Source organism: Mycobacterium sp. 2YAF39 (assembly GCF_052114565.1).
Lineage (GTDB): Bacteria > Actinomycetota > Actinomycetes > Mycobacteriales > Mycobacteriaceae > Mycobacterium.
This window is the reverse complement of record NZ_JBFREZ010000004.1, coordinates 175,036-199,738: the sequence shown is the minus strand read 5'-3', so window position 1 is coordinate 199,738 and position 24,703 is coordinate 175,036. Positions and strand designations below refer to the sequence as shown.

Genomic DNA, 24,703 nt, shown 5'->3' with positions numbered 1-24,703 from the left:
GTCCCTATTCGGATTCCCCGAATTCGTCGAACCAGTACGCCAGTTTGCCTCGGCGACTGACCGCACGAAGCCGGCGTTCGGCCGCGGCCCGTGTCTTCGTGGTCGTGACGATCAGCAGCTCGTCGCCGATCGCGATGCGGGTATCGGGCTGCGGGACGAACGTATGGCCATCGCGGATGATCAGCGTGATCACGCTGGGATCGGGTAGTCGCAGCTCGAGAACGGTGACGTTGTGCAGCCGGGACGGCTCATGCACCGTCATCGTCAGCAGCTCCGCCTCCAGCACATCCAGTGGCGCCGCCTCGACTTGGATCTCGCGGGTGGCGTCCTTGGGGATCAGACCCAAACGGTGCGCGAGCAGGCGAAGGCTGGGGCCCTGAACCAGGGTGTACACCACCACCAGGATGAACACGATGTTGAGGATGCGGACGCTGTCTTCGACGCCCGCGACGATCGGGAAGGTCGCCAGCACGATCGGCACTGCGCCCCGAAGACCGGCCCACGATACGAAGACCTGCTCGCGCCAGGGCACCCGGAACCAGATCAGAGAAAGGAACACCGACAGCGGCCGCGCAATCAAGAGCAGAACCAGGCCGATCACGATCCCCGCAGCCAACTCGGCGCCAAGATCGCTGGGATCGACGAGAAGACCGAGCAGGACGAACAGTCCGATCTGCGCCAGCCAGCCGAGTCCCTCCGCGAACGACCGGGTGGCAGAACGGTGGGGTAACCCGGTGTTGGCGAGCACGACGGCGGCCAGATAGCAGGCGAGGAATCCGCTGGCGTGGGCGCTGCCCGCGGCGGCGAATGCGACCATGCCGAGACCGAAGGTCGCCAACGGATACAGCCCGGATGCGGGAAGAGCGATGCGGCGCAAAGCGATTGAGCCCAGAAATCCGCAGCCCAACCCGATGGCGGCACCCACCACCAACTCGTAGGCCAATTCCGCGAGCGCATGGCCCGCAGACAGCTGCAGCGGTACCACGCTGAACATCAGCACGAGGATGACGGCGGGGGCGTCGTTGAACCCCGACTCTGCCTCGAGCAGACCCGCCACTCGGCGCGGCAGCGGTACGACGCGCAGCACCGAGAACACCGCCGCGGCGTCGGTGACGGAAACGACCGCGCCTAGCAGCAGGGCCAGCTGCCAGTCGATCCCGAGCAGCAGATGTGCGCCGGCCGCGGTCACCGCCATGCTGACGCCCACCCCGATGGTGGCCAACGCCCCCGCGGGAGCCAAGACCTTCCGCACGTCGGAGAACCTGGTCGTCAGACCGCCTTCGACGAGGATGATCGCCAGGGCGACGGTACCGAGGTGGTCGGCGAGCAGGTAGTTGTCGAAGTGCAGACCCAGCCCGTCCTCGCCGACGATGACGCCGACTCCGAGGAACAGCAGCAGGCTCGGCAGCCCCACCCGGCTGGCCGCCCTGGTGGCGATGATGCTGGCCAACAACACGAGGCCAGCAGCCAGCAGCACCAGATACAGCTGCTGCAAGCTCATTTCATCCTCGTTCGGGACGGTATCGGTGGCCTTTTGAAGTGCAGTAAACACCTACCACGGCCGCCGAGCGCGGTGATGAGGTGCGACGATGAATCGGTGTTCCGACTGACGCGGCGACCCACCGAGGAGTCGGGCCGTGTCGATGAGCGACCAAAGATGCGCATCGGCATCGCCGGCGCCGGGGCGGTCGGGAGGTCCGTCGCCCAGGAACTACTGGGATACGGCCACAAGGTGCTGCTGATCGAGCACAACATCCGACACTACGAACCGCATACGGCGCCGGATGCCGACTGGCTGCTGGCCGACGCCTGCGAGCTGACCTCGCTCGAGGACGCGGGGTTACAGACCTGCGATGTGATGATCGCCGCGACCGGTGACGACAAGGTGAATCTGACGGCGTCGCTGCTGGCCAAGACCGAGTTCGGGGTGGATCGTGTGGTCGCGCGGGTCAACGACATGCGCAATGCGTGGCTGTTCACCGAGGCATGGGGTGTCGACGTCGCCGTCTCGGCGCCCGCGGCGCTGGTCGCGGCCATCGAGGGGGCCATCGACATCGGCCACGTCGTGCGGTTGATGGAACTGCGCCAGGGTCAGGTGAGCCTGGCGAAACTGACGCTGCCCGAGGGAGATCCACTGGTCGGCCAGCGGATGCGGGATCTGCCGTTGCCGGAGAACACCGCGCTGGCGATCGTGATTCGTGAGAGCGGCATCGTGTTCCCGAAGCCGGACGACGTGCTGGAGGTGGGCGACGAGATGCTGTTCTTCGCCGGTGGCACCCAGAGTCAGGTGTCCGCTCTCGTTCAGGGTGCGACGAAACCACTCGGCGACCGATGAGTTCCGGCCGTCGCGCCGGTCAGTACGGACATGATCGACTTGACCTCAGCCTGCCAACGCACAGCCCAGGTGTTGGCGAACGTGACCGACGACCAACTCACCGCGCCGACGCCCTGCGAGAAGCTGCGGCTTGACGCGCTCGTCGCGCATATCGGAGTACTGGCGCACGCGTTTACCGCCGCCGCGCGCAAGGACTTCGGCCCGATGACCGACACTCCGCCCGCCGACGACGCGCCGCTCGACGACGACTGGCGCACCGCCTACCCGGCCCGACTGGCGGAGCTGGCGCGTGCCTGGGGTGACCCGGCAGCGTGGGAGGGCATGTCGCGCGCCGGCGGCATCGACTTTCCGGGGGAGGTGGGTGGTTCCATCGCGCTGGCCGAGGTGGTGCTCCACGGCTGGGATGTCGCCAGTGCCGCGGGTGTCTCCTACGACGCCGACGAGGCTACGACCAACGCGCTCCTGGAGTACCTGGCGCAGTTCGACCCGTCGGGCACGCCGGGCATGTTCGGACCAGCAGTGCCTACTGCCGAGAACGCGTCGGCGCTCGACCGGATCGTCGCGATGAGCGGTCGGGACCCTGCGTGGAGTGGACGCTGAGTTCGGCCCGGCGTCAGTGTGGCTGACGGGCCACATGGGTGCGGGCATGGCAGATGGCTTCATCGAGCGTATCCAGCAGGTGGTTCTCGTGGCGAAGTGTCTCGAAGACTCCGACGTTGGTCAACAAGTCCATGTGCTCGCCCCGAACGCCCTTGATGATCACCGTGATGCCGCGAGCTTCCAACTCGGTGGAAATCTGTGCCAGGGTGTGCGCGCCGGTCGCATCCAGCATGCCGAGCTGGGACATCCGGATGACCACCACGGATGTGTCTGGGTGATCGGCGTCGACGATGGCGCTCGAGATACGTTCGGCCACACCGAAAAACATCGCTCCATCAAGTCGAAGAAGCGCAATCTGTTCGTCGCCGGGCTGGCAGGGACCCGGAATGTCCTCGCGGACCACGCTGCTGCGGCGGGCCACGGCACGTAACGCGAAAATTGCCGCAACGACTAGGCCGATCTCAACGGCCTCGACCAGATCGAAGCACACCGTGATGACGGCGGTGAGTATGAACGTCAGCGCGTCCGATCGGGTGGAGCGCAGGATCTTGCGGACGGTACCAGCCGAGATCATCCGGAACGACGTCACCATGAGTACACCGGCCAAGGCGGACAACGGGATAGCCGAGACAGGCCCCGTCGCCAGATACACGACCGCCAGCAACACGAGCGAGTGCACGATCGCCGAAACACGCGTGCGCGCGCCAGAACGGACGTTGACAGCGGTACGCGCGATTGCGCCGGTAGCCGGCATACCGCCGAACGCGCCCGAGGCAATGGAAGCCAGGCCCTGGCCGACCAACTCGCGATCGGGGTCGTAGGGACCCGTCGGCGCCATGGTGGCGGCGACGCGTGCAGACAATAGCGATTCGATCGCCGCCAACGCCGCGATCGCCATCGCGGCGCCGACCAGCGTGCGCATGGCTCCCGGGTCAGCATGTGGCAGTACCGGTGCGGGTAGGTGCGATGGCAGTTCACCGATGGTGGCCACGGAGATCCCACACGCGGCGACGGCCACCGTTGCGACGATCACGGCTGTGAGGGATTCGGGGATGCCCCGGTGCAATCGGGGGAGCACCACCATCAGCACGGCGATAAGCGTCACCACACCAAGGGTTTTCGCAGCGGACTGCCATTCGGTGTGGGTGATGGCGGTCCACGCTGCGGGTAGCGTGCGGGTACCGGCCAAGGTGCCGTGCGCGAATGCGGCGGGTACCTGTTGAAGGAAGATGATCGCCGCGATGCCGAGCGTGAATCCCTCGATGACGGGCCACGGGATGAATGTGACCGCCCGGCCCAGGCCGGTGAGACCGGCGGCGAACACCAGCAGGCCGGCGAGCATCGTCACCAGCGCAACGCTGGCCAGACCGAATTGGGCGACGACAGGTGCGAGTACGACGGCCATCGCGCCCGTCGGGCCGGAAACCTGAACGTGCGATCCGCCGAAGACCGCCGCGACCAGACCAGCCACCACAGCCGTGATCAGCCCAGCGGCCGCTCCGACACCGGAGCTGAGGCCGAAGGCCAGCGCCAGTGGCAACGCGACCACACCGACGGTTACGCCGGCCAGGATGTCGCGCCGCCATGACGACCGTAGTTCGGTGTAGTCGCGGCGGTTCGGCAGCAAACGGGCGAGATTGCCTACGGTGGCAGCGATCACTTGCTACGTCCGAGCGGCGGCAGTGTCTTGAGTGCTTCCCATTGATCGCGTTGCGTACCGAGGACGTCGGCGAGGAAGGTCCTGGCGATGATGAGCAGCTCGGAGATCTTCGGATGCGCGAGCTCGTAATACACCGCGTTACCGACGCGCTGCGCCTTGACCACGCGATGGCGTTTGAGGACCGCCAGGTGTTGCGACAACAGAGTCGGTTCGAGGTGGGTCTCGGTGAGGATCTCGCCGACGGACGTTGCGCTGTCATTAGCCGACAGGATCTCGAGCACGCGAATGCGCGCCGGATGGGCGAGTGCTTTGAACAGATTCGCCTTGATTTCGTAGAGGGGCAGCTCGGAACTACCCGGGGGGCGCGGCGGCATTCTATGACCTAATCGATTGATGGATTGAACAAATCCTCAATTCAGGCTAGCGAGATTTACCGCGGTTATGCAAACCGCGCGTTCGACAGCATCGGGCCGGTACGTGCTCGCCGGGATGACCCTGCGTGGCGCACGCCCTGACCGGGCACACTGAAAGGCATGGATCCGGTCATCGCCCTGCGCCAGATTGCGTATTACAAGGACCGCGCGCGCGAAGATCCCCGCCGGGTGATGGCCTACCGGAACGCCGCCGACATCGTGGAGGCGTTGTCGGATGCCGAGCGGGAGCGGCACGGTGCGGCCAACAGCTGGCAGTCGCTTTCCGGCGTCGGGCCCAAGACCGCCAAGGTGATCGCCCAGGCGTGGGCAGGCCACGAACCCGACGTGCTCGTCGAATTGCGCTCGAATGCAGCAGATCTCGGCGGCGGCGATATCCGCGCCGCCCTGCGCGGAGATCTGCACGTGCACTCCAACTGGTCCGATGGTTCGGCTCCGATCGAGGAGATGATGCTCGCGGCAAAGGAATTGGGCCACGAGTACTGTGCGCTGACCGACCATTCGCCGCGGCTGCGGATCGCCAATGGGCTCTCGCCCGAACGGTTGCGCGAGCAGCTCGACGTGGTCGACGAGATCCGCGACATGGTTGCCCCGATGCGCATCCTCACCGGAATCGAGGTCGACATTCTCGACGACGGTGCGCTCGATCAGGAGGACGAACTGCTCGAACGTCTCGACGTCGTCGTCGCCAGCGTGCATTCGAAGCTGTCGATGGACGCGCCGTCGATGACCCGTCGCATGCTCAAGGCCGTGGCCAATCCGCACACCGATGTGCTGGGCCACTGCACCGGACGGCTCGTGACCGGAGGCCGCGGCGTGCGGCCCGAATCGAAGTTCGATGCCGAGAAGGTGTTCACGGCGTGCCTCGACAATGGCACCGCCGTCGAGATCAACTCCCGGCCCGAACGCCGCGATCCGCCGACCCGTCTGCTGAATCTCGCGCTGGAGATCGGCTGCGTGTTCTCCATCGACACCGACTCCCACGCACCGGGTCAACTCGAGTTCCTGGGCTACGGCGCCCAGCGTGCGCTCGATGCGGGGGTGCCCATCGACCGGATCGTGAACACCTGGCCCGCGGAGAAACTGCTGGAGTGGACCAGCTCTTGAGCCGACGCCTCAGCCGGTGGTGAACGGATTGTGTTCTGCGAGAATCCTTTCCATTCGCGCCTCATCGAGACGTACGCGGACGGTGGTGGCCTCCTCCTGGTCACGGATGACTTTGGCCAGCGTGAACGAGCTCGTCACGAGGAAGAGCACGGTCATGGCGAGGAACAACCTCTGCCAGAGGTCCATGGGCAGGAAGAGAATCCCGCCCAGCGCGCCCAGGAGGCTCACGCCGAATGCGATGGCGGCTTGCAGGAAGAACGCGGCGGTGTTCTTCGAAGGGGAATTGAAAGTGGTCATGGTGCCAGACTGTCGCGTCGGGCGCGTGGGCGGTTGAGTGAGATTACTCAACTTGGCCGGTGCACCTAGTCAGGCAGCAGGGGCATCTCCATTCCCGGATCCCGGCCGAGCAGCACTCCGCGCGTGACGGCGGCGTTCCCGTACCGCCGCCGAACCTGATCGACGGCGTCGTCCAGCGCGACGGTGTCCGCCTCTTCGGTGAACGGAAGCTCCAACTGCTGCGCCCCATGGCGGTCGATGTTGGACACCGAGAACCCGACGAGTGTCAGTCCGCGCTCGGCGATCAGCGGGGCGGCCGCCGCCACCAGCGAGCGCGCGGTGTCGAGGATCATGTCGGTCGATGCGGTCGCCCTCGGCATGGTGTGTGATCTCGTCGCGCGGCCGAAATCGTCGAATCGCAGCCGCAGCACCACAGTTCGGCCGGTGCGGCCCGCCTTGCGCATGCGGCGGGTGATCCGGTCGACGAGGTTGATGACGACGGCGTCGACCTCCGCCGCGGACATGGTGTTGCCGCGCCGTCCGAGTGCCCGCTGAGCGCCGACCGAGCGACGGCGCACACCCGTGACCACGCGTCGCCTGTCGATGTTGCGGGACAACGCGAACAGCCGATAGCCCATCGCGCCGCCGACGAGCGAGCCGAGCGTGCCCTCGGATAGTTCGGCGACGTCGGCCACCGTCTCGATACCGTGCGCGTGCAGCTTCTCGGCGGTCTTGGCGCCGACGCCCCACAGCCGTCGCACCGGCAGCGGATGCAGGAAGGCGAGTTCACGATCGGGCGGTACCAGCAGCAGTCCGTCGGGCTTGGCTTCCTGGCTCGCGACCTTGGCCAGGAACTTGGTCCTCGCGATGCCGACGGTGATCGGCAGCCCCACCCTGTCGCGCACCGCACACCGCAGTTGCGCCGCGATCTCGACCGGTGTGCCGGACACCCGCAGCAGGCCGGAAACGTCGATGAATGCTTCGTCAACGCTGAGCGGCTCGACGATCGGTGAGGTGTCGTCGAATACCTCGAACACGGCGCGGCTGGCCTCGGAGTACGCCGACATCCGCGGTGGCACGACGATGGCGTGCGGGCACAAGGCGCGGGCCTGGCGGCCGCCCATCGCGGTCCGGACGCCGTAAGCCTTGGCCTCGTAGCTGGCGGCGAGCACGACGCCGCCGCCGACGATCACCGGCCGCCCGCGCAGCGCCGGGTCGTCACGCTGCTCGACCGAGGCGTAGAAGGAGTCGAGATCAGCGTGCAGGATGCTCGCACCTGACACGAACATATGTTCGCATCGAGGTACGACTAGTTGGCAGCCGTGCCGTAGATGCTGGTGATCCAGATATGCGCGAGGGTGTCGAGGACGTGCTGCTCCGGCACGGCCGGACGTTCCTCGGAGAACGCCGCCATCATCACCCGTTCGTTCATCAGGTTCAGCGCCGTCGCCAGGTCGTGCGCCGGCAGGGTCACCGGCGCCTGGCCACGCGCGCGCTCGGCCTCGATGATCGCGGCGGTGTTGTCGATCCACTTCTGCATGAACCGCGACCACAGTTCAGCGATCGCGGGAATTGTTGCCCTGGCCTCGTATCCGGCTCGCGACACTCCTTTGTGGGCACCGAAACCGGCACAGAAGATGTTGATACCGGTCCGCCAGAAGGTGAGCCGATCGCCGATGGGCTGATCGGTGACGCCGGAAACTGCGGAATCCGCCTCGAGAATGACGCGCTCGATCAGCGTCACCACCACGGCGACCTTGGACGGGAAGTAGAAGTAGAACGTCGGACGGGATATCCCCGCGCCTTTTGCCAGGTCGTCGACGGAAATCTCGTGCAGGGGCCGCTCGTCGAGCAGGCGGCTCGCGGTTTCCAGAATCGCCAGTTCACGGTCGTCGCCGGAAGGGCGGCCGGTACGGCGGCCACGTGCGGCGCGGGGCTGGCTGACGGAGGTCACAGGGACAGACTTTACACCGAGTCGAGTTTCTCGACACACTGTTGACTGACTCGACACACCGTTGATACGCTCCGGTACCATGAGCGAACACCTCGATGTCGTCATCGTCGGAGCCGGCATCTCCGGCATCAGCGCCGCCTGGCACCTGCAGGACCGCTGTCCGGGCAAGACCTACGCGATCCTGGAGCGCCGCGAGAATCTCGGCGGAACCTGGGACCTGTTCAAGTACCCGGGTATCCGTTCGGACTCCGACATGTTCACCCTGGGCTTCCGGTTCAAGCCGTGGACGTCGGAGAAGGCCATCGCCGACGGGCCGTCGATCATGTCCTATCTCAAGGAGACGGTCGCCGAGTTCGGCATCGACAAGCACATCCGCTACGGCCAGCGGGTACTCGGCGCGGACTGGTCAGACGCCGACAACCGCTGGACGGTCCGCATCGAGACCGACGGGCAGGAGCGTCAGATCACGGCGTCCTTCCTGTTCGCGGCCAGCGGCTACTACAACTACGACCAGGGCTTCTCGCCGGAGTTCGCCGGTAGCGACGAATTCGACGGCACGATCATCCACCCGCAGCACTGGCCCGAGGACCTCGACTACACCGGTAAGAAGATCGTCGTGATCGGCAGCGGCGCTACCGCAGTGACTCTCATTCCGGCCCTTGCCAATTCGGGAGCCGGTCATGTGACGATGCTGCAGCGTTCACCGACCTACATCGGCGCCCTGCCCGATGTCGATCCGTTCACCGTCCGGACGAACAAGGCTCTGCCGGAGAAGCCCGCCTACGTGCTCAATCGCTGGAAGAGCATCCTGGCGCAGTCGGCGCAGTACCGGTTGAGCAGGCGGTTCCCGAAGTTCATGCGCAAGACGTTGATGACGATGGCGCAGCGACGGCTGCCCGAGGGCTACGACGTCGAAAAGCACTTCGGGCCGAAGTACAACCCGTGGGACGAGCGACTGTGCCTGGCGCCCAACGGCGACCTGTTCAAGACCATTCGGCACGGCAAAGCCGACGTCGTGACCGACACCATCGAGCGGTTCACGAAAAGCGGCATCAAGCTGTCCTCGGGTGAGGAACTTGCCGCCGATATCATCGTCACCGCAACGGGTTTGAACCTGCAGCTATTCGGCGGCGCGGAGATCTCCCGCAATGGAGTGCCGATCGAGTTGAACGACACCATGGCCTTCAAGGGCATGATGTTGACGCATATGCCGAACATGGCGTTCACGATCGGCTACACGAACGCGTCGTGGACCCTGAAGGCCGACCTGGTATCCGAATTCGTCTGCCGCGTGCTCAACTACATGGACGCCAAGGGCTACGAGACCGTCGAGCCACAGCACCCGGGCAATTCGGTCGACGAGCGCCCGCTGATGGATTTCACGCCTGGCTACGTGCTGCGCGCGCTGGACTATCTACCCAAGGCCGGGCACGTCGCGCCGTGGCGGCTCAAGCAGAACTATCTGCTTGACATCGGCCTGATCCGGCGCGGCAAGGTCGACGACGAAGCGCTGAAATTCACCAAACAGCGTGCGCGCGTAGCCACTTCGGCTTGATCGCTAGGCGGCGACGACGACAATGCCGTCGTCGTCGCTGTACGCGATGTGGCCGGGGACGAACACCACCCCGCCGAAGTCGACAGCCGCATTCCGCGATCCGTCTCCGGTCTTCGTGCCCTTGCGCGGGTTTGTGCCCAGCGCCTTGATGCCGATGTCGAGGGTGCGCAGCGTTGAAGAGTCGCGCACGGCGCCGTTGATGATGAGGCCGACCCACCCGTTGTCGATGGCGATCCCCGCGATGACGTCGCCGACGAGCGCGGAATGTAGCGAACCGTCCCCGTCGATCACCAGGACCCCACCGTTACCCGGCTCGGAGAGTACAGCTTTCAATAGCGCGTTGTCCTCGAAGCACTTCACTGTCGTGATGAGCCCGGCGAACTCGGAACGCCCACCGAACTGACGCAGCTGCAGATCGCAGCTGCGGACGGCGGGACCGATGTCGTCGACGAGGTCTGCGGTGGGGCGGGGCTCGATGGTCACCTGTCGATGCTAGCCACCACGATGTCGTGCACAAACTGCGTCAACCCGGGCTCGACATCGTCATAGTGGCGCGTGAACCGTTCGTCGGCCAGATACATCTGTGCCAGAGCAATATGCATCTCAGCGCTGCAGTCGTAGTACCGCTCGATCGATGCGCGGTGCCGGGCGGCCAGTTCGTTGGCGTGCGCGGAGCCGGGCTCCACACCCGACCGCTTGGCTTCGGCGAGTGCGCCCAGCAGCGCGTCACCTTCTGCCTTGATGTCGATCCAGTCCTGCTTGGTGAATGTCGAAACCCGCTCGCTGGACTGCTTCCACGCCTCGGTGTCACCCCACCGCTGTTCGGCCTGGTCGGCGTACTCCGCACCGAATGCGGTGGTGCCGAAGATCTCGATCTGTTCCTCGGCGGTCAGCTGGATTCCGCTGCGGTGTGCGCTCATCAATTCCTCCACTGCCGTGATGGTGTGCTGCAGCCGATCGGCCTGCTCGAGTAGCAGCCGGTGTTGCCGGTCCAGGTGTTCGACCACGTCCGCGCCGTCGTCCAGCAGGGTGCGGATGTCGTTGAGCGACAAGCCGACTGAGCGGTACACCAGCACGACGTGCAGACGTTCGATGTCGGCGTCGGTGTAGCCGCGATACCCGACCGGGGTTCGGACGCTGGGCACCACGAGACCGACGTGGTCATAGTGGTGCAGGGTGCGCACGGAGACTGCCGTGAGAGCGGCTACCGCACTGACGGTCTTTGCGTCCATACCGCCACTATCGACCCTGACGCCGCGTGAGGGTCAAGCCGTCACGTTCAGCTTTGGTCAGAGCCGCGGCGGACGAGCAGTACCACCAGGATGGCCAGTACACCGGCCGCGATCGCCGCGGCGATCGGCAACCGCGACGTCTCGGGTCCGATCAGTGGCACCGGCGCGGGGCCGGACACCGGGTTGCTCGCGGTGGCGACGGCCGCCTTTGCCTTGGCCGCGGCTTCCTTCGCCGCGGAGCCGAGGTCGCCGTTGGTGTCCGCCAGTTTCGGCGTCGCGGGGGCGTTCTTGGCCGGAACCTTCTTGGCGGGCGCTTTCTTGGCCGGAGCCTTCTTCGCGGGAGCGGCTTTCTTCGCAGCCTTGGCCGGAGCCTTCTTCGCGGGAGCGGCTTTCTTCGCAGCCTTGGCCGGTTGTTTCTTGGCCGGGGGCGGTGGGCTCTTCTCGGGCACCGGCGGCTCGGCCAGCGGGGGTTCGGCCGGGCGCGGTTCGGCTACGGGTGGCTCCGCGGGCGGCGGCGGCGTGGGCCCAGGCGGCGGCGCCGATGCGGGCGGCGGCGGCGTGGACTGCGGCCCTTCGTCGGGTCGGTCCTGCTGGTCTGCCATCGTCTGCTCCTTTGCAGTGTCTCGTCTACGCATATCCGGCGCGAGCGTCGGTAACCGGCAGTGGACCCCATCATGCCAGTTCGGGTATGGCGCTAACCGGTTGCGGCCAGTCCGGCCGCCAAAGCGAGCGCCACGGCCATCACCGCCAATTCGACCAGCGACCGTGATCGCGACACCACTGCGGTGGCGCGGTGGGCGCGCGCCGCGGGCAGCCAGATCGTCCGGTTGCGCCAGCCCAACAGCACCAGCACTGCCGCCACCGCGATCTTGGCCGACAGCAGCCGGCCATAGCCGGTGGCGTACAACTCGGCTGGTGAACCGAGCCGGTCCACAGCCCCGACGGTGCCGCCGATCAGAAGTGCGAGCACACACCACAGCGACAGCGCGGAGAAGCGCGGCAGCACCCGTGCCCAGCGACCCCGATGCTCGACGGTGAGCACGAGGCCCGCGAGCGCACCACACCACAGTGCGGCCGCCAGGCTGTGAACGGCAAGCGCCAGGCCGCCCACCGCACTTTCGAAGAAGTGCCCCGTGACCAGCCGCGCCGTCAGGCCCACCGCTGCCAGGCCGGCCACCGCGAGGTTGACCGGTGCCGTCCGCGGCGCGGCGATGACGGTCAGGCAGAGCGCCGCGGCTGCCGCGACACTGAGCATGCCCGCCCGTCCCGGCGCGGTGCGCAACGCGAAGTCGAGCGTCGTCTGTACGCCCAGCCCGGTGATCGGGAGCGCGGCGGCCTGTGCGGCCGCCACGATCAACCGGCCCAGCTCGGCCAGCAGCCAGACGGCACCGGCGGCAGACAGCGGAATGGTGGCGCGCCCGATGATCTCGGCGCGATGCCGCTCGTCGTCGAGCAACGGCACCACGGCCAGCCCCAGGCAGATCACCACGGCGCAGTCGGCGACGGCCCGCACCAGCGTCACCGCCAGCGAACCCTGGGGGTACGCCAGAGCCCACGCCACCACGGACGCCGCCGCGACCACCAGCGCTCCGCACGCCAGTGCCGCCCGACGCGTCACTTCCTGCGCCGCGCCGCCCACAGGGCTCCCGCGCCGATGATCACCACGGCGCCGACGAAGAACGGCCACACTGGAATCCCGTCGGACTTCTCGGAATTCCCCGAGGCATCCGCCGGTGGGCTAGGAGCGTCGGCGGCGGGCGGACCCGGAGTGCCGGTCCCTGCCACCGTCAGCTGGAACGACCACGAGCCCGAGACGACGTGGCCGTCTGCCGACGTCGCCCGGTAGTTCACGGTGTAGGTGCCCGACGGGCCGAGGGGACGCACCCCGACACTGATGACGGCGCCCTCGACAGTCGGCTCGCCGGTGGACCACAAGTCACCGTCGGGGCCAACCACCGTCATCGCCGCGAATTGGGGTTGCATCGCCTCGTTGAAGGTCGCGCTGACCCTCGGCGGGGACTTTGTCAGAGAGGCATTCTCGGCCGGGTCAGATGAAATGCGGGCAGCGTGTGCTGCAGCGATGCCCGCATTGCCCAGCGTTCCCGCCGCGAGCCCCAAAATCAGAACCGCCACGGCGACAACGTGCTTCATGACCGCCGCCGCGAAAACAGTGTCGCAGCGAGCGCGACGGCGGCGACCGTCAGCGCGCCGCCGGCGAGCCAGCGAGCCGAGTTGTCGGCCGACGGCGATTGCGCGATCGCGGCCGGATGGTCGTGTTCGGACTCGGCCCCCGCGGCACTCAAGGTCAGTGCGGGCGCCGGATATTCGGGCTCGCCACCGTCGGGAAGAGGCGGCTGGTCCCAGCGCACCACCTTTCCGTCGGAGTACGTCTGCGTCGTGGGGAAGCTGACTTCATCCCCCTCCGGCAGCTTGACCGATACCCGGAACAGCGCGAACTGGTCAGGCGTGATGCCTGCGCCAGGTGCCGCCGTCCAGGTGACGGCCGAGACGGTGCCCGCGTCGGTGGCTCGGTCCAGGCGAGCCGTCCAACCCGGCATGACCTCGGTACGCGCCGACGCGACATTGGGAAGGTCGACCTTCAATTGTGTTGTCAACGCGCCGGTTTCAGATTCTCCCGGCACCCGGAAGGTGACGACGGCGGTCTGACCCGGCGACGCGTTGTCGGATTCGGCGTGGACGTGGGCCGACGCGGTCGCCGTTCCGGGCAGCAGTCCGAGGGAAACCGTCGCGCCTGTGACGGCGACGGCGATCAGGGCGCGCGAGGCCGCCCCAGCTGTGGATCTCATTCGTTTGTGGCTTTCTTGTGTCGTGGGGGATCGGTGGATCAGCGGGCGAGGCTGACCGGCGGACCCCTATGCGACACCGAAGCGGCGAGAAGCAACGCGGAGCGCAGCGGCTGATCTGCCCTGCGCGCGGCAGCCGCGGGTTTGGCGGCCACCGTGCAGACGATGCGGACGACCGCGCGCACGGTCCGCGAGAGCGCACACCATAGCCGTTCGCCTGCGGCGATGAGAATCGCACCGGCAGCGATCGCCATCAGGTGGGCGGCGATCATGGCGGCTGTGGGCTGGGACGTGTGGTGGTGGCCGGCGGCGCTGAGCAACAGGTGACCGAGCAGCTGGCCGACCGCGAGTAACCCCAGTAGGTACCGGGGCGTGCTCGCGCACGAGACGTTGGCGGCCACCGCGCCAGCGGTGGCCGCAACCACAGCCAGCAACGCCGCCGTCGCGCCGGTGGGCAGTGCGCCGCCGCCCGCGCCATGGGCGGCGATCGCGAGTGCGGCGGTCAACAGGCCCGTCGCCACACCGCGGACGCGGTCAACGGGCCTAACCGCCGGCTTGGACATGTCAGACCAAGCCGAGCCGAGCCATCAGGTCGGCGTCTATCCCGTCCATCTGTGTGGCGATGGCGGTATGAGCGGAACGGCGCTGCGGCACAGGCATATTCTCGGCTGCTGCGACGGCGGCGGACAGATCGCTGAGGCGCTCGGTGATCGCCGCGACGAACTGCTTCGTCTCGGCGTCCTTGGGCTTCTTCTCGGCAACCAGCCGCAGCGACTGCTCAGCCCCGGCGATCCGCGCGGACAGCTGTGCGCCGTGGCCGGAGAACTGACCGAGCTGGCTGAGTGGGACGCCCAACCGGTCTGCGCGCCGCTCGTCGACGTATCCGCGCGCGGCGATCGAGGCGCGGTACACCAGCGGAACGACGACCGGCGCGACAAGCCGCGTGACCGTGAGCACTCGACGAATCCTGGTGGGGGAGAACAACTTGCCCTCGCGCGCGGCCTTCAGCTGCAGATCCGCGACCTTGAGTGCGGTCCGGTCGCTGTCGCGCTGGGCCTTCAACTGCGCCTTGAGTGCGTTGGTTTCGGCCCTGTGGTCGGCCTTGATGCGGCGAGCTTCGTTCTTCGCCTCCAGCTTGGCCTCGAGCCTCGCCTTTGCCTTGATGGCGCGGGCCTCGGCCTTGCGGGTGGCGCGGGTTTTGCGCTTGAACAGGCTCATCCCAGCTGTCTCCCGTTCGCGTTGTCGATGCAGCACAACACTATCGTCCGGTGCGGGTACCGCGCGTAGGAGTCCCTGCGGCGGACCGGTCCGCCTCGTCAGCAAAGCGATTTACGTGCTTATGCAACAATCGGTTGAGGACCGAATTGTGCACAGACGATGCGTATGAAGGGTGGTGCTGGAGTGGGGTCCCGCGTGCGGATCGCCGCGGCTCGCCTGCTCGTGGCATCAGGACTCTTGGTCGGCGGCGCCAGCGAGGTCCCGGCGTATGCCACTCCATCGCACGACTCCCGCGACGCCGGCGAGAGCGACCCGGACACGACCGATTCCCCGAGTCGCGATGCAACGAATTCGAGGTCCCGGCCAGGTTCTAATGAGCGCAGTCCCCATTTCGGTTCTCCGCACGAGAAACCGGACGGTTCGAAGTCCACTGGACGGAAGCCAGGTGATCGACGGCCCGGCGACCGAAAGCCGGCCGACGGCAGTCACGGCGGTCACGATGGCGAGGGCACCGGGCAATCATCGCCCGACAAAGCACCGCCGGACAACGAAGACCCCGAAGACTGTGGCCCGTCGTGGCCGTCCGGTCCGGAAACCGGGCCTCCGCCCACCGAACCGAGCGAACCCGACGAACCGGGCGGCGACGGCGGAGGGGTGAGCAACCCAGACCAGCCGACGCGGCGCCCGACTGTGCCGCCGATGCAACTGCCCGCTCACCTTCAGACCGCGCCGGCCGCACCGAGCGTCCCCTCGGTCGTCGCGGCACCGCCTGTGGGTCTCGCCGTCGACAGCGCTCCGCAGTCGCTAGCAACGGTGCCGGATGCACCATCCCGCGGTGTCGCAGTCGATCCGCCTGCGGGGCCACAGCGCTCACCAGCGAAGACGGACAGCACGGTGAGCGGCCCGCCGGCGTCCTACCGGGCCGGCTACCCGGATTATTTGCAGGGCGCCGGGATTTCGCGGGTCGTGGTCTTGGCAGCGGCCGGCCTTGCAGGCATGCTGATACTCACTGGTTTGGGGGGACTGCTCGGGTATCGCCAGGCCAAAGCCGGCCGCGCGGTACGTACCGGCGGGACAGCAAGATTTATGAAGTGACGACGAAGCGCTGCCGCGGAGACGCAGACAGCGCATAGTGGATTCGTCGAAAGGGGGATATATGCCTGCTAGTCGCAGCGTCACTCGTGCGGTAGGTGCGGTGCTCGACCTCGCGCCACGGCGCGGAGAGGTTTCGCTCACCAGGCTCGTCGACGCAGTCGGCGCGGACAGGGGTCGTCCGATCGAGCTGAAGACGGCGGATCTGCCGCCCGGGGTTTGCGGGCAGTGGCGGCAGTACGCCGATCGCGATGTGTTCCTGATCCAGAAGGGCCTGCCCGCATGGGACCGCACCCTTGCGCACGAACTCGGACACCTCGTCCTCGGACATGAGGGCATGCCGGTCGTCGAGGCCGCGCTCGAGAGCACCGAGATGGCCAGCTCCGATTTGATCAGTTACATGTTGAACCAGCGGACCGGCTGCATGGGACCCAACGGTGAGGACGCGGAGCAGGAGGCCGAGGATTTCGCGGCGCTGCTGCTCTACCGGTTGGGCCGGCTGCCCTCCGACCGCGCCTCCATCGTCCAGGTCCGGCTCGGAGAGGCGTTTGGTTGATCATCTGGGTGATCGCCGGTCTGCTTGGACTGGCCACCGGTCTCCGCATCGGATGGGCGTTGGTCAACAAGCAATCACTGGTGAGCACCGCGATGATCCTCGCGCTGGGAAGTCTCGGTCTGGTCGCCGCACTGAACTGGCAGCCGCTGACGCTCCTGATCGACACCGTGCTGCATTGGCCCAACGTCTCGATGGGTCTGTCTCAGATGGCGCTGATCGGGTGCGCGGCGGGCAGCTGCGTGATGATCACGACCGTCTCCTCCGGGCGTAAGCCCGCCACCATCCGCAAGATCGCCATCGCCCAGTACGGCGTCGCGGGCGCGATCGCCGTGGTGAGCCTGGTGGCCTTCTTCACCGCGGCACGGCAACCCGAGATGTCGCCGCAGGAGTATCTACGGCGCAACCTGGCCTCCGGCGGCAACTCGCTGCCGTGGCTGTTGCCGCTGCTGTACGTGCTGCTGGCACTGTCACTGGTGTCGTGGGCCGGGCTGCGTTACTCCAATCGAAGCCGACGTGGGCGCGCACTGTTCGTCTTCACGATCGGCATCGTGCTCATCGTGCTCGCGTCTGGCTTCTTCTTCCTTCGGGCCGTCGGCACGACCGGGCCAGTCGGGGTGGGCGCCGCGGCCACCCTTCTCGGCTGCGCGATGCTTGTGGTCGCCGCAGGCTCGCTGCTGCCCAGCGTGGAGGACTGGTTCGGCGCGCGGCGTGAGCTGAGGTCTATTCAGCCGATCCTGGACGAACTCGGCCACCGCCAGCCGCACGTCGGTATCGGGGAACGGCCACGCGGACCCCTCGCTTTTCGCGTGGCCGAACGGATGTCGTTGATCTCCGATGCGCTGTTCCTGGAAGCGAGCGCCGCAGACAGCACCCGCAAGCGGGTCGATACGACCGGGGCGCTGTCCGATCGAGACGACGACGACGACATCGACGACGACGATATCCAATCCCCGGGGGTGCCGCCCGAGGAGCAGGCGCGGGCGATCGCTCAGTGGATCTATGCGGGACGTGAGGACGCAGGCGAGGACGAGCAGCCGGAGTTTCCAGGACTGGGGTGGTTGCGGCAGCCCAGCGTCTACTCAGACCGCGAGTGGATACTCGAGATTGCGCTGCAGTACCGCACGCTGACACGTGGGCAGAGCGCACACACCTGAACCGAGTCCCCAGGTCTCAAAAGTGGGGCATGACGACTTCGCCGGCCGCCGTAAAGCGACTTACGGCGGGCTAATCGTCCAACTGCTCCTGGCGACGAAGCTCATCGACCTTTTGGACGATGTCCTGCTGAGCCTCGACGGACAGGCCGACGGTGCGCGCCGCAATCCGACGAACGCCCTCGTCGCGCATATTCGCGAGCCAGGTCAGTTCCTTGTCGAGCTTCTCGTAGTACTCGTCGTCGGTGAAGTACGCCGGCTTGATACGGAAGAAGTTGGCAAGCGCAGCCATGGTCGCCGCGGAAGGGTTGGTGCGGTTGCCCGAGCGAAGCTGCGACAGGTACGGGGCGGACATGGTCACACCCTCGGACTTGAGTGCCCCGATAACTTCGGCGGACGTATGGGGGCCGCGACCGGGCGGGTAGACCGTGTCGAACAGTCTGTTGAGTCGGGCGGCGAACGTCTTGCTCATCGGTATTGACCTCCACATGCGTAGACGAGCGGACTTCTGGCGGCGTGTTTGCTGATCATCGTAGCGAGAGTTGTGCCGAAACCCAAGTGCAAACTCAAAAAATCTTGACTGCCTTGTGCATTCTGAGGGCCTCCCCCACAAGTAACGATACCCATAGGGTACTCAGGAACGCCGGTCGGATGGTGGCCTCGGGCAAATAAGATCAATGCATTCAAAATGTTTTGCCCAGGGTTACTGCCAGGATCGCCTCAGTAATCTCGATTCTTCCCACCGGCAACGTAGATCGCCACCTTCTGGGGGCTTTGCGGCGTTTGCTGTTTTCGAATGCAAATAGTTCTGAATCACCAGTCAGACGGCGCGCATGGGTCCGTGGCATGTGTTAGCGGGACAAGATCGCGAAGCGCGACAAACCGCGGCCCGTCAGTAGCCGACAGATTGCCGGGTCGGCATCGAAGCAACAGTGCGCCCATCCGGCATTCCAGGAGCAGTCGGCCCTTATGCGGCGAGGAGCATGGCCAGGATCGCCGTGTCTGGGTGACTGATCGGGTCGACGCCGACCCTGCTCACCATCGACGTCACGGTGCCGTCGGCCTCTGCTTCCACCCACGCGGCGCGGTGTTCCAGGCCGAGATGGGGCAGACCGGGCAGCAGAACACACCCCGAGGCCGCACCTGAGCACTCCGGCAGCGTCGGCATGGTCTCCGACGGGGGGTGCAGCATCAACAGGGCAGGCGGCTGATGCTGTGCGAAATAGCCCGGCGGAACCGCCGATTCGCCGACGACTGTGCCCTCGGCGACGACGAGGCCGACCGTGTTGGGCTCGGGCTCATCGGGCAGCTCTTCGCGGGCGCCGAAAATCGTTGTGGTGGAAAGCAATCCAGGGAGCGACGCCACCCGCACGGCCACCATCAGCAGTTGTGCCCACTCCTTGGTGGAGTCCGGCCAGCGGCCTGAAATGACGAAGCCCTTGAGTGACCCCTGCGAGTGAAACGGAGCGATCTCGATCGCCCGACCGGAACCCATCTCCATCTCGCCTCCGCACCATCGTTGTTCGGTGAAACCCGACACGACTGTGGGTCGATCAGATCAGAATGCGCAGGTTCTGACCGCCGCGCAAGCGGACACGCATCAGCCGGCCTGGCGAGGAGCCCGGATTGTCCGCACGACGCGGTAGGTATCAGCCGCCGAAATCCAGCCGAATTCATGTGAATCGACGGCACCGGGAGCCTTCGGATTGTCCGAGCGAGCCTCGAATATGGCGCTCGAGCCTGTTCCGTGCACATCGCCGACCCGCTTGACGAGCCACCGGGTGGACCGGCGCGGATCACGGAACAACCGCAACTGGCCGACCGCGGGGGTGCCACCGCGCAGGCCGACGAGCCCGTCGCCCGGATTCAGCGTCGGGCGCATCGAGTCCTCGACGACTCTGAACAAACGCAGTGGCCAAAGCCGTGGAGGATGGTTGCGCGCCACCCTCGAAGGGTAGGTTAAGGCCATGCTGCATCGACTCATGAACAACGCCACACCTGCCCACGCCCACTGCGACCTGTACTGCGGTGTCTACGACCCGGCCCAGGCCAAGATCGAGGCATTGTCGTGCCTCAAGACGCTGAAGAAGTTCCACGACTCAGACGATGACCACTTCCGGACCCGCGCGATCATCATCAAGGAGCAGCGCGCCGAAGAGGTCAAGCATCACCTGATGGTGCTGTGGGCCGACTTCTTCACCAAAGACCACTTCGACCAGTTCCCCAATCTGCATCAGCTGTTCTGGGACGGCGTGCACGGCGCGGGCGATGTGAAGAAGTCGACGGATGTCGCCGTCGCCGAGAAGCTGCTGAAGACCATCGACGAGATCTCCGACATCTTCTGGCAGACCGAGAAGGCCAAGGATATGGGCGTCTACCCGCCGAAATAGTCGACCGATACACGAGGACGGGCCCGCTCATCGAGAGCGGGCCCGTTTTTCGTCGTCAGCGTTGGCGTCAGTACAGAACGATGAGGGCGAGCACGCCCAACAACACCAGGGCGATGACGCCCGCACGCATACAGGCCATCAGTTGGCCGCGGGTGTACATGTTCGTCGAGGAATGCCATTCAGAGGGCGGCACCGCGGACCCCGGCCCTACCGGATGTGACGCCATCAAGAGCTCCTGACCTGCACGATCGGTACCCCTCCCCAGGTGAGATCGGTCACAACGCCCAGTTGTGACGCCGATCATAACCCCTGTCGTCCAACGGAAGAAATCGGGAGAGAAGTGGGTTTAGAAGCATGTCGGCCGGGTATAGCCAGCGCGATAGGTGGCCAGGAAGCCGGTGATTAGTCCAGCGAATTATTTCGCTCGGGCACGCTGAGGCTGTTGATCGCCTTACCTATCTCGTCTCAGTTTATCCACAGTGATCTTGAGCCAATGCACAGATTCAGCGGCTCAGGATAGGTCTGTCCCGATCAATGGCCTGTGGATGAACCTGTGGAAACTGTGGATAGGCCGGTATTGCTGGCTCTGCGCGGAGACTGCGCGGTGTGTCAGCATGAACGAATGGACGACGACGCGGTCCCGCAGGCCGACATCGCCACCGTTCCGCCGAACTTCGACGAATCGGTCATATTGCTGGACGTCCGCGAGGACGACGAGTGGCAGCGCGGCCACGCGCCGGGCGCCCTCCATATCCCGATGGGACAGGTTCCGGCACGCATCGGCGAGATCGACACCGAGGCCGCGCTCTACGTCGTGTGTCAGGGCGGCGGCCGGTCCCAGCGGGTCTCGCAGTATCTGGCGCAGAACGGCTACGCACCGGTCAATGTGAGCGGCGGAATGCTGGCGTGGGCCGGTGCCGGACGTCCGGTGGTCAACGACGACGGTGGCGCGGGCGCCATCTGAGCAGCCTCCGGCGAACCCTAGCTAGGCTGGTCGGATGATTCAGGTCTGTTCCTCATGCGGAACGCGCTGGAACGTGCGCGACCGCAAGCGGGACTGGTGCCCACGCTGCAACGGTGCGCTGCTTGCGCCGTCGGGTCCCGACCATGCCCCGCTGGGGACCCCACCTTCAGGTAGGGGATGGAGGCCGCCGGCGGGCCTCGGGACTCCACCCTCGGCCAGGGGACGTCTACCTGCGGGCTATCGCTGGATCGCCGTCCGACCCGGTGCGGCGCCACCACCGCGCCGAGGCCGGCGCGTGCTCGGTCCGACCCCGCGCTATGCGTTCATCCCGCGCTGGGGCCTCGTCGACCACTTCGATCAGGGCGATCAGCAGCAGATCGAGCCACGCTCTGGACCGTCGGCCCGGATGGTGCGCGCCACGCTGATCGCGACGATGGCGGTGCTCGGCGCTGCGGCGTTCGTGCATCTGGTGCGCTACGGACTCCTCATCCTCAACCGCAGCATGTTGTTGAACCCGTGGGTGGCGGGTATCGCGACGTGGCTTGGCGTGGGTCTCAGCGTCGTCGCGATATTCACGGTCGTGGCTAGTGCGGTTGTCCTGACGAACTGGCTCATCGGACGCAGAGCGGCCGCATACGCCTATCGGGGGCAGCCCGATCCGCGGCCGGTATGGGCCCTTCGCGTCGGGTGCCTGGTGCCCGTGCTCAATCTGGCGTGGGCGCCGGTGTACGTCATCGAACTGTCCGGCGTCGAGGAGCGGCTCAGTTGGCTGCGCAGATCGATCGCGGTGTGGTGGCTGATGTGGGTCGCTGCCACCGTCGTGTCGGTGTTCTCTATCGCGACCAGCTTCGCCACCGAAACCCAGGCGATCGCCGACAACACCGTGACGACGACCGTGGCCTATCTGTTGGGATTGGCGTCCGTGCTGCTGGCGATGAAGGTGTTCGACGGGTTCGAACGCCAACCCGTCGAGAAGCCGTCGAGGCGCTGGGTGATCGTGCCCGACGACCGGGAGTATGCCGCTTCGGTTGAGTCCGAAGGGCAAAACCCGGCAGCATAGGGACCTATGAACTCGGGCGACGGCGCCATCGCCGGCCATCCGTTCGTCGTGGCGCACCGCGGCGCGTCCGGCGAGCGGCCCGAGCACACCCTGGCGGCCTATGAGTTGGCCCTGCAGGAGGGTGCCGACGGCGTCGAATGCGATGTGCGGCTGACCCGCGACGGGCACCTGGTGTGCGTGCACGACCGCAGGGTGGACCGGACGTCGAACGGCAGCGGTCTGGTCAGCGAGATGACGCTATCGCAGTTGCGTGAATTGGATTACGGCACTTGGCATCCCAGCTCGAAAGAGGCAACGGAAGGCACGGGATTGCTGACCCTCGACGACCTCGTCAAGCTGGTCCTGGACTGGAACCGCCCGGTGAAGATATTCATCGAAACCAAGCATCCGGTCCGCTACGGCGCCCTGGTCGAAAGCAAGGTACTGGCCCTGCTGCACCGGTACGGCGTCGCCTCGCCGGCGTCGGCCGATCTGTCCCGAGCCGTCGTGATGTCGTTCTCGGCAGCCGCGGTATGGCGGATCCGGCGTGCGGCACCCATGCTGCCGACCGTGCTACTCGGCGAAACATCCCGATTTCTCGGTGGCAGTGCCGCGACGACCGTCGGCGCCACCGCGGTCGGCCCGTCGATCTCGACCCTGCGTGAGCATCCCGAACTGGTGGACCGCGCCGCCGCGCAGGGCCGCGCGTTGTACTGCTGGACCGTCGACCACTACGAGGACGTCCGGTACTGCCGCGATGTCGGCGTCGCATGGGTGGCGACGAACCACCCCGGCCGCACGAAAGGCTGGCTGCAGAACGGGCTGACCGGGGTGCCGCACGACTGACGCCTCAGAGGTGTCCGCCCGCAGCCCTTGGCGCTGAGCGAGCCGCTGTCTCGTCATGCGCGCGCCCTCTTCGATCTGCCAACTGCGGCAAATCGTCGGCAGCGAAATACGTGGCAATCGCAATGTATTGCTGTGAGGCACTGGATTCGATGCGGATCTGCTCCTGCAAGAGGTTGTTGAATTTGGTTTCGTCCGTGTGCATCGTCGTCATGGCGACCGAGATATAGCAGCTCAGAGCGGGCTGTCTTCGAAGGAAGGCCCGAGCTAAGTCAGCGTTGCCCTACTAAGGTAAGCCGGCCGGACGGCGCCTGCAGCGTGCAAAATGTGTTTGCTGAGCATTTTATGGTTGTGCGTCGATGACGTCCTGTGGCACCGGATTGTCGGTTTTAAGGGCAGTGAATAACTGGTCGGCGACTTCGCTATTCCACTCGACGATCGATCCGGAGTCCCCGTCGCTGAATTCGCCGATGGGGACCGTTGTGGTGGTGATCTCACCCCGCAGGGCCCAGGCCAACCGGACCAGATCCCAGATGTGGTCCTGCTGGTCGACGGTGACCGCCCCCGTCGCCGCGTGCGCCATCGGATACCAGCGCAACGGGTTCAGCCACACCGCCGGGCTGGCGGCGCGGTGCAGCAGTGCGGACATGAACGCACGCTGATTCACCATCCGGTCCAGATCGGCGCGCGGCGTCGCACGCGTGCGGACGTACCCGAGGGCACTGCGGCCGTCGAGTTCCTGACAGCCCGCGGGCAGGTTGATACCCGCAAGCGGATCGTCGATCGGTTCGGTCGGGCACATCGTCACCCCGCCCACCGCGTCGACCATCACCGCGAAGCCGTCGAAACCGATCTCCGCATAGTGGTCCATGCGTAGGCCCGTGGCCTGTTCGACGGTCTGCGCCAACAGCGGCGCCCCACCCTCAACGAACGCCGCGTTGATCTTGTCGCTGCCGTAGCCGGGGATCTCCACGTAGGAGTCCCGTGGGATCGACACCATGGTGGTCGGCGTGCCCGATCCGAGGCCCGGAATGTGCACCAGCAGAATCGTGTCGGTGCGGCCGGTGCCGAGATCGCCGCCGGTGGCCAGCTCCGCCTGCTGCTCTGGCGTCAACTGCTGACGGCTGTCGGACCCGACGAGCAACCACGTCGTACCGGCGCCCCCGGCCGGCCGGTCGGGGTAGTCGGCCAGCGCCGGGATGCGATGCAGCGACGAGTCCATCCAGAGGCCGCCCGCCACCACTGCGGCGACAAGGACAAGCACCAGTGCGAGGAGCACGCGGCCCCAATGTCGTTTGCGCCGAGGTTTTTTCGGCTTCGGTGGTGCTGCGGGTGGACGAACCGGCGGAGGTGCGGGAGGCCTGGCCTGCGGCGGTGCCGGCCGGCGTGGTGGTGGTGGCCTGCGCGGTGGTGGCGGTGGTGGCGGTGGTGGCGGCGGGTTGGGCGGCCATGGGGGCCGGTAACCGGGATCCCGCCGGATCACCTGCGACGGCTCC

30 protein-coding genes are annotated in these 24,703 nt (G+C 66.4%); 10 read left to right on the top strand and 20 right to left on the bottom strand.

What is annotated here, in order from left to right; all coding sequences use genetic code 11:
- Window positions 1-4 precede the first annotated feature (4 nt).
- Window positions 5-1,501, bottom strand: coding sequence for a potassium/proton antiporter (locus AB4Z42_RS13945; RefSeq protein WP_442009774.1), 1,497 nt, complete (start codon window positions 1,499-1,501; stop codon window positions 5-7).
- A gap of 156 nt (window positions 1,502-1,657) precedes the next feature.
- On the opposite strand from AB4Z42_RS13945, the gene AB4Z42_RS13940 reads away from it, so the two are divergent.
- Window positions 1,658-2,335 (top strand): potassium channel family protein, encoded by a 678-nt coding sequence (locus AB4Z42_RS13940; RefSeq protein ID WP_442010044.1) that lies wholly within the window; start codon window positions 1,658-1,660, stop codon window positions 2,333-2,335.
- Window positions 2,336-2,365: 30 nt separating this feature from the next.
- Window positions 2,366-2,935, top strand: a complete 570-nt coding sequence (locus AB4Z42_RS13935) for a TIGR03086 family metal-binding protein (RefSeq protein WP_442009773.1) — start codon at window positions 2,366-2,368, stop codon at window positions 2,933-2,935.
- Between the two features lie 13 nt (window positions 2,936-2,948).
- Here AB4Z42_RS13935 and AB4Z42_RS13930 read toward each other — a convergent pair whose 3' ends face one another.
- Together AB4Z42_RS13930 and AB4Z42_RS13925 are read right to left on the bottom strand one after the other, a co-directional pair.
- Window positions 2,949-4,595, bottom strand: coding sequence for a SulP family inorganic anion transporter (locus AB4Z42_RS13930; RefSeq protein WP_442009772.1), 1,647 nt, complete (start codon window positions 4,593-4,595; stop codon window positions 2,949-2,951).
- A complete protein-coding gene (locus AB4Z42_RS13925; protein ID WP_442009771.1) occupies window positions 4,592-4,969 on the bottom strand; it encodes an ArsR/SmtB family transcription factor in 378 nt (125 codons plus the stop codon). The genes AB4Z42_RS13930 and AB4Z42_RS13925 overlap by 4 nt, the downstream gene beginning before the upstream one ends.
- A gap of 159 nt (window positions 4,970-5,128) precedes the next feature.
- On the opposite strand from AB4Z42_RS13925, the gene AB4Z42_RS13920 reads away from it, so the two are divergent.
- Window positions 5,129-6,133, top strand: coding sequence for a PHP domain-containing protein (locus AB4Z42_RS13920; protein WP_442009770.1), 1,005 nt, complete (start codon window positions 5,129-5,131; stop codon window positions 6,131-6,133).
- 9 nt (window positions 6,134-6,142) lie between these two features.
- On the opposite strand, the gene AB4Z42_RS13915 is transcribed toward AB4Z42_RS13920, so the two are convergent.
- From AB4Z42_RS13915 to AB4Z42_RS13905, 3 genes are all read right to left on the bottom strand, one after another.
- Complete coding sequence (locus tag AB4Z42_RS13915; RefSeq protein ID WP_442009769.1) at window positions 6,143-6,430, bottom strand: YiaA/YiaB family inner membrane protein; 288 nt, start codon at window positions 6,428-6,430, stop codon at window positions 6,143-6,145.
- A gap of 65 nt (window positions 6,431-6,495) precedes the next feature.
- Window positions 6,496-7,698, bottom strand: a complete 1,203-nt coding sequence (gene dinB / locus AB4Z42_RS13910; protein ID WP_442009768.1) for a DNA polymerase IV — start codon at window positions 7,696-7,698, stop codon at window positions 6,496-6,498.
- Between the two features lie 20 nt (window positions 7,699-7,718).
- On the bottom strand, window positions 7,719-8,363 hold the full coding sequence (locus AB4Z42_RS13905) for a TetR/AcrR family transcriptional regulator (protein ID WP_442009767.1): 645 nt from the start codon (window positions 8,361-8,363) through the stop codon (window positions 7,719-7,721).
- Window positions 8,364-8,442: 79 nt separating this feature from the next.
- On the opposite strand from AB4Z42_RS13905, the gene AB4Z42_RS13900 reads away from it, so the two are divergent.
- The gene (locus AB4Z42_RS13900; RefSeq protein ID WP_442009766.1) at window positions 8,443-9,918 is read left to right on the top strand and encodes a flavin-containing monooxygenase; all 1,476 of its coding nucleotides are present in this window, start codon (window positions 8,443-8,445) and stop codon (window positions 9,916-9,918) included.
- A 3-nt stretch (window positions 9,919-9,921) separates the two neighbouring features.
- Here AB4Z42_RS13900 and rraA read toward each other — a convergent pair whose 3' ends face one another.
- The 8 genes from rraA to AB4Z42_RS13860 all read right to left on the bottom strand — a co-directional run bounded on the left by rraA (window position 9,922) and on the right by AB4Z42_RS13860 (window position 15,172).
- Window positions 9,922-10,401, bottom strand: coding sequence for a ribonuclease E activity regulator RraA (rraA, locus tag AB4Z42_RS13895; protein ID WP_442009765.1), 480 nt, complete (start codon window positions 10,399-10,401; stop codon window positions 9,922-9,924).
- Entirely contained in the window at window positions 10,398-11,150 is a 753-nt protein-coding gene (locus AB4Z42_RS13890; RefSeq protein ID WP_442009764.1) for a MerR family transcriptional regulator, read from the bottom strand. Before AB4Z42_RS13890 ends, rraA begins: the two co-directional genes overlap by 4 nt.
- Window positions 11,151-11,197: 47 nt before the next feature.
- Window positions 11,198-11,752 carry a hypothetical protein gene (locus AB4Z42_RS13885; RefSeq protein ID WP_442009763.1) on the bottom strand — a complete coding sequence of 185 codons (555 nt, stop codon included), beginning with the start codon at window positions 11,750-11,752 and terminating at the stop codon, window positions 11,198-11,200.
- A 92-nt stretch (window positions 11,753-11,844) separates the two neighbouring features.
- Entirely contained in the window at window positions 11,845-12,768 is a 924-nt protein-coding gene (locus AB4Z42_RS13880) for a copper resistance D family protein (protein WP_442009762.1), read from the bottom strand.
- Window positions 12,765-13,301 (bottom strand): copper resistance CopC family protein, encoded by a 537-nt coding sequence (locus AB4Z42_RS13875; protein WP_442009761.1) that lies wholly within the window; start codon window positions 13,299-13,301, stop codon window positions 12,765-12,767. Before AB4Z42_RS13875 ends, AB4Z42_RS13880 begins: the two co-directional genes overlap by 4 nt.
- The gene (locus AB4Z42_RS13870; protein WP_442009760.1) at window positions 13,298-13,957 is read right to left on the bottom strand and encodes a YcnI family copper-binding membrane protein; all 660 of its coding nucleotides are present in this window, start codon (window positions 13,955-13,957) and stop codon (window positions 13,298-13,300) included. Before AB4Z42_RS13870 ends, AB4Z42_RS13875 begins: the two co-directional genes overlap by 4 nt.
- A 38-nt stretch (window positions 13,958-13,995) precedes the next feature.
- Entirely contained in the window at window positions 13,996-14,517 is a 522-nt protein-coding gene (locus AB4Z42_RS13865) for a hypothetical protein (protein ID WP_442009759.1), read from the bottom strand.
- A gap of 1 nt (window position 14,518) precedes the next feature.
- Window positions 14,519-15,172: a DUF6474 family protein gene (locus AB4Z42_RS13860; RefSeq protein ID WP_442009758.1), complete on the bottom strand. Its 654-nt coding sequence runs from the start codon at window positions 15,170-15,172 to the stop codon at window positions 14,519-14,521.
- Between the two features lie 1,156 nt (window positions 15,173-16,328).
- Between AB4Z42_RS13860 and AB4Z42_RS13855 the strand changes: the two genes are divergently transcribed.
- Both AB4Z42_RS13855 and AB4Z42_RS13850 read left to right on the top strand, forming a co-directional pair.
- On the top strand, window positions 16,329-16,820 hold the full coding sequence (locus tag AB4Z42_RS13855) for an ImmA/IrrE family metallo-endopeptidase (RefSeq protein ID WP_442009757.1): 492 nt from the start codon (window positions 16,329-16,331) through the stop codon (window positions 16,818-16,820).
- Window positions 16,817-17,974: a hypothetical protein gene (locus AB4Z42_RS13850; protein WP_442009756.1), complete on the top strand. Its 1,158-nt coding sequence runs from the start codon at window positions 16,817-16,819 to the stop codon at window positions 17,972-17,974. The genes AB4Z42_RS13855 and AB4Z42_RS13850 overlap by 4 nt, the downstream gene beginning before the upstream one ends.
- A 70-nt stretch (window positions 17,975-18,044) precedes the next feature.
- On the opposite strand, the gene AB4Z42_RS13845 is transcribed toward AB4Z42_RS13850, so the two are convergent.
- The 3 genes from AB4Z42_RS13845 to AB4Z42_RS13835 all read right to left on the bottom strand — a co-directional run bounded on the left by AB4Z42_RS13845 (window position 18,045) and on the right by AB4Z42_RS13835 (window position 19,883).
- Entirely contained in the window at window positions 18,045-18,443 is a 399-nt protein-coding gene (locus AB4Z42_RS13845; protein WP_442009755.1) for a transcriptional regulator, read from the bottom strand.
- 495 nt (window positions 18,444-18,938) lie between these two features.
- Window positions 18,939-19,472, bottom strand: a complete 534-nt coding sequence (locus AB4Z42_RS13840) for a peptidase (RefSeq protein WP_396726610.1) — start codon at window positions 19,470-19,472, stop codon at window positions 18,939-18,941.
- A 99-nt stretch (window positions 19,473-19,571) separates the two neighbouring features.
- Window positions 19,572-19,883, bottom strand: coding sequence for a S26 family signal peptidase (locus AB4Z42_RS13835; protein WP_442010043.1), 312 nt, complete (start codon window positions 19,881-19,883; stop codon window positions 19,572-19,574).
- 55 nt (window positions 19,884-19,938) lie between these two features.
- On the opposite strand from AB4Z42_RS13835, the gene sodN reads away from it, so the two are divergent.
- The gene (gene sodN / locus AB4Z42_RS13830; RefSeq protein ID WP_442009754.1) at window positions 19,939-20,361 is read left to right on the top strand and encodes a superoxide dismutase, Ni; all 423 of its coding nucleotides are present in this window, start codon (window positions 19,939-19,941) and stop codon (window positions 20,359-20,361) included.
- Window positions 20,362-20,428: 67 nt separating this feature from the next.
- Here the strand turns inward: sodN and AB4Z42_RS13825 are convergent, their stop codons facing one another.
- Entirely contained in the window at window positions 20,429-20,587 is a 159-nt protein-coding gene (locus AB4Z42_RS13825; protein WP_442009753.1) for a hypothetical protein, read from the bottom strand.
- A gap of 396 nt (window positions 20,588-20,983) precedes the next feature.
- On the opposite strand from AB4Z42_RS13825, the gene AB4Z42_RS13820 reads away from it, so the two are divergent.
- The 3 genes from AB4Z42_RS13820 to AB4Z42_RS13810 are packed head-to-tail and all read left to right on the top strand — an operon-like array spanning window position 20,984 to window position 23,210.
- Complete coding sequence (locus tag AB4Z42_RS13820; protein ID WP_442009752.1) at window positions 20,984-21,325, top strand: rhodanese-like domain-containing protein; 342 nt, start codon at window positions 20,984-20,986, stop codon at window positions 21,323-21,325.
- A gap of 34 nt (window positions 21,326-21,359) precedes the next feature.
- Window positions 21,360-22,385: a DUF4328 domain-containing protein gene (locus AB4Z42_RS13815; protein ID WP_442009751.1), complete on the top strand. Its 1,026-nt coding sequence runs from the start codon at window positions 21,360-21,362 to the stop codon at window positions 22,383-22,385.
- A gap of 6 nt (window positions 22,386-22,391) precedes the next feature.
- The gene (locus AB4Z42_RS13810) at window positions 22,392-23,210 is read left to right on the top strand and encodes a glycerophosphodiester phosphodiesterase (RefSeq protein WP_442009750.1); all 819 of its coding nucleotides are present in this window, start codon (window positions 22,392-22,394) and stop codon (window positions 23,208-23,210) included.
- A 4-nt stretch (window positions 23,211-23,214) separates the two neighbouring features.
- On the opposite strand, the gene AB4Z42_RS13805 is transcribed toward AB4Z42_RS13810, so the two are convergent.
- On the bottom strand, window positions 23,215-23,421 hold the full coding sequence (locus AB4Z42_RS13805; protein ID WP_442009749.1) for a hypothetical protein: 207 nt from the start codon (window positions 23,419-23,421) through the stop codon (window positions 23,215-23,217).
- A gap of 129 nt (window positions 23,422-23,550) precedes the next feature.
- Complete coding sequence (locus AB4Z42_RS13800) at window positions 23,551-24,687, bottom strand: LCP family protein (protein WP_442010042.1); 1,137 nt, start codon at window positions 24,685-24,687, stop codon at window positions 23,551-23,553.
- Between the last annotated feature and the right edge of the window lie 16 nt (window positions 24,688-24,703).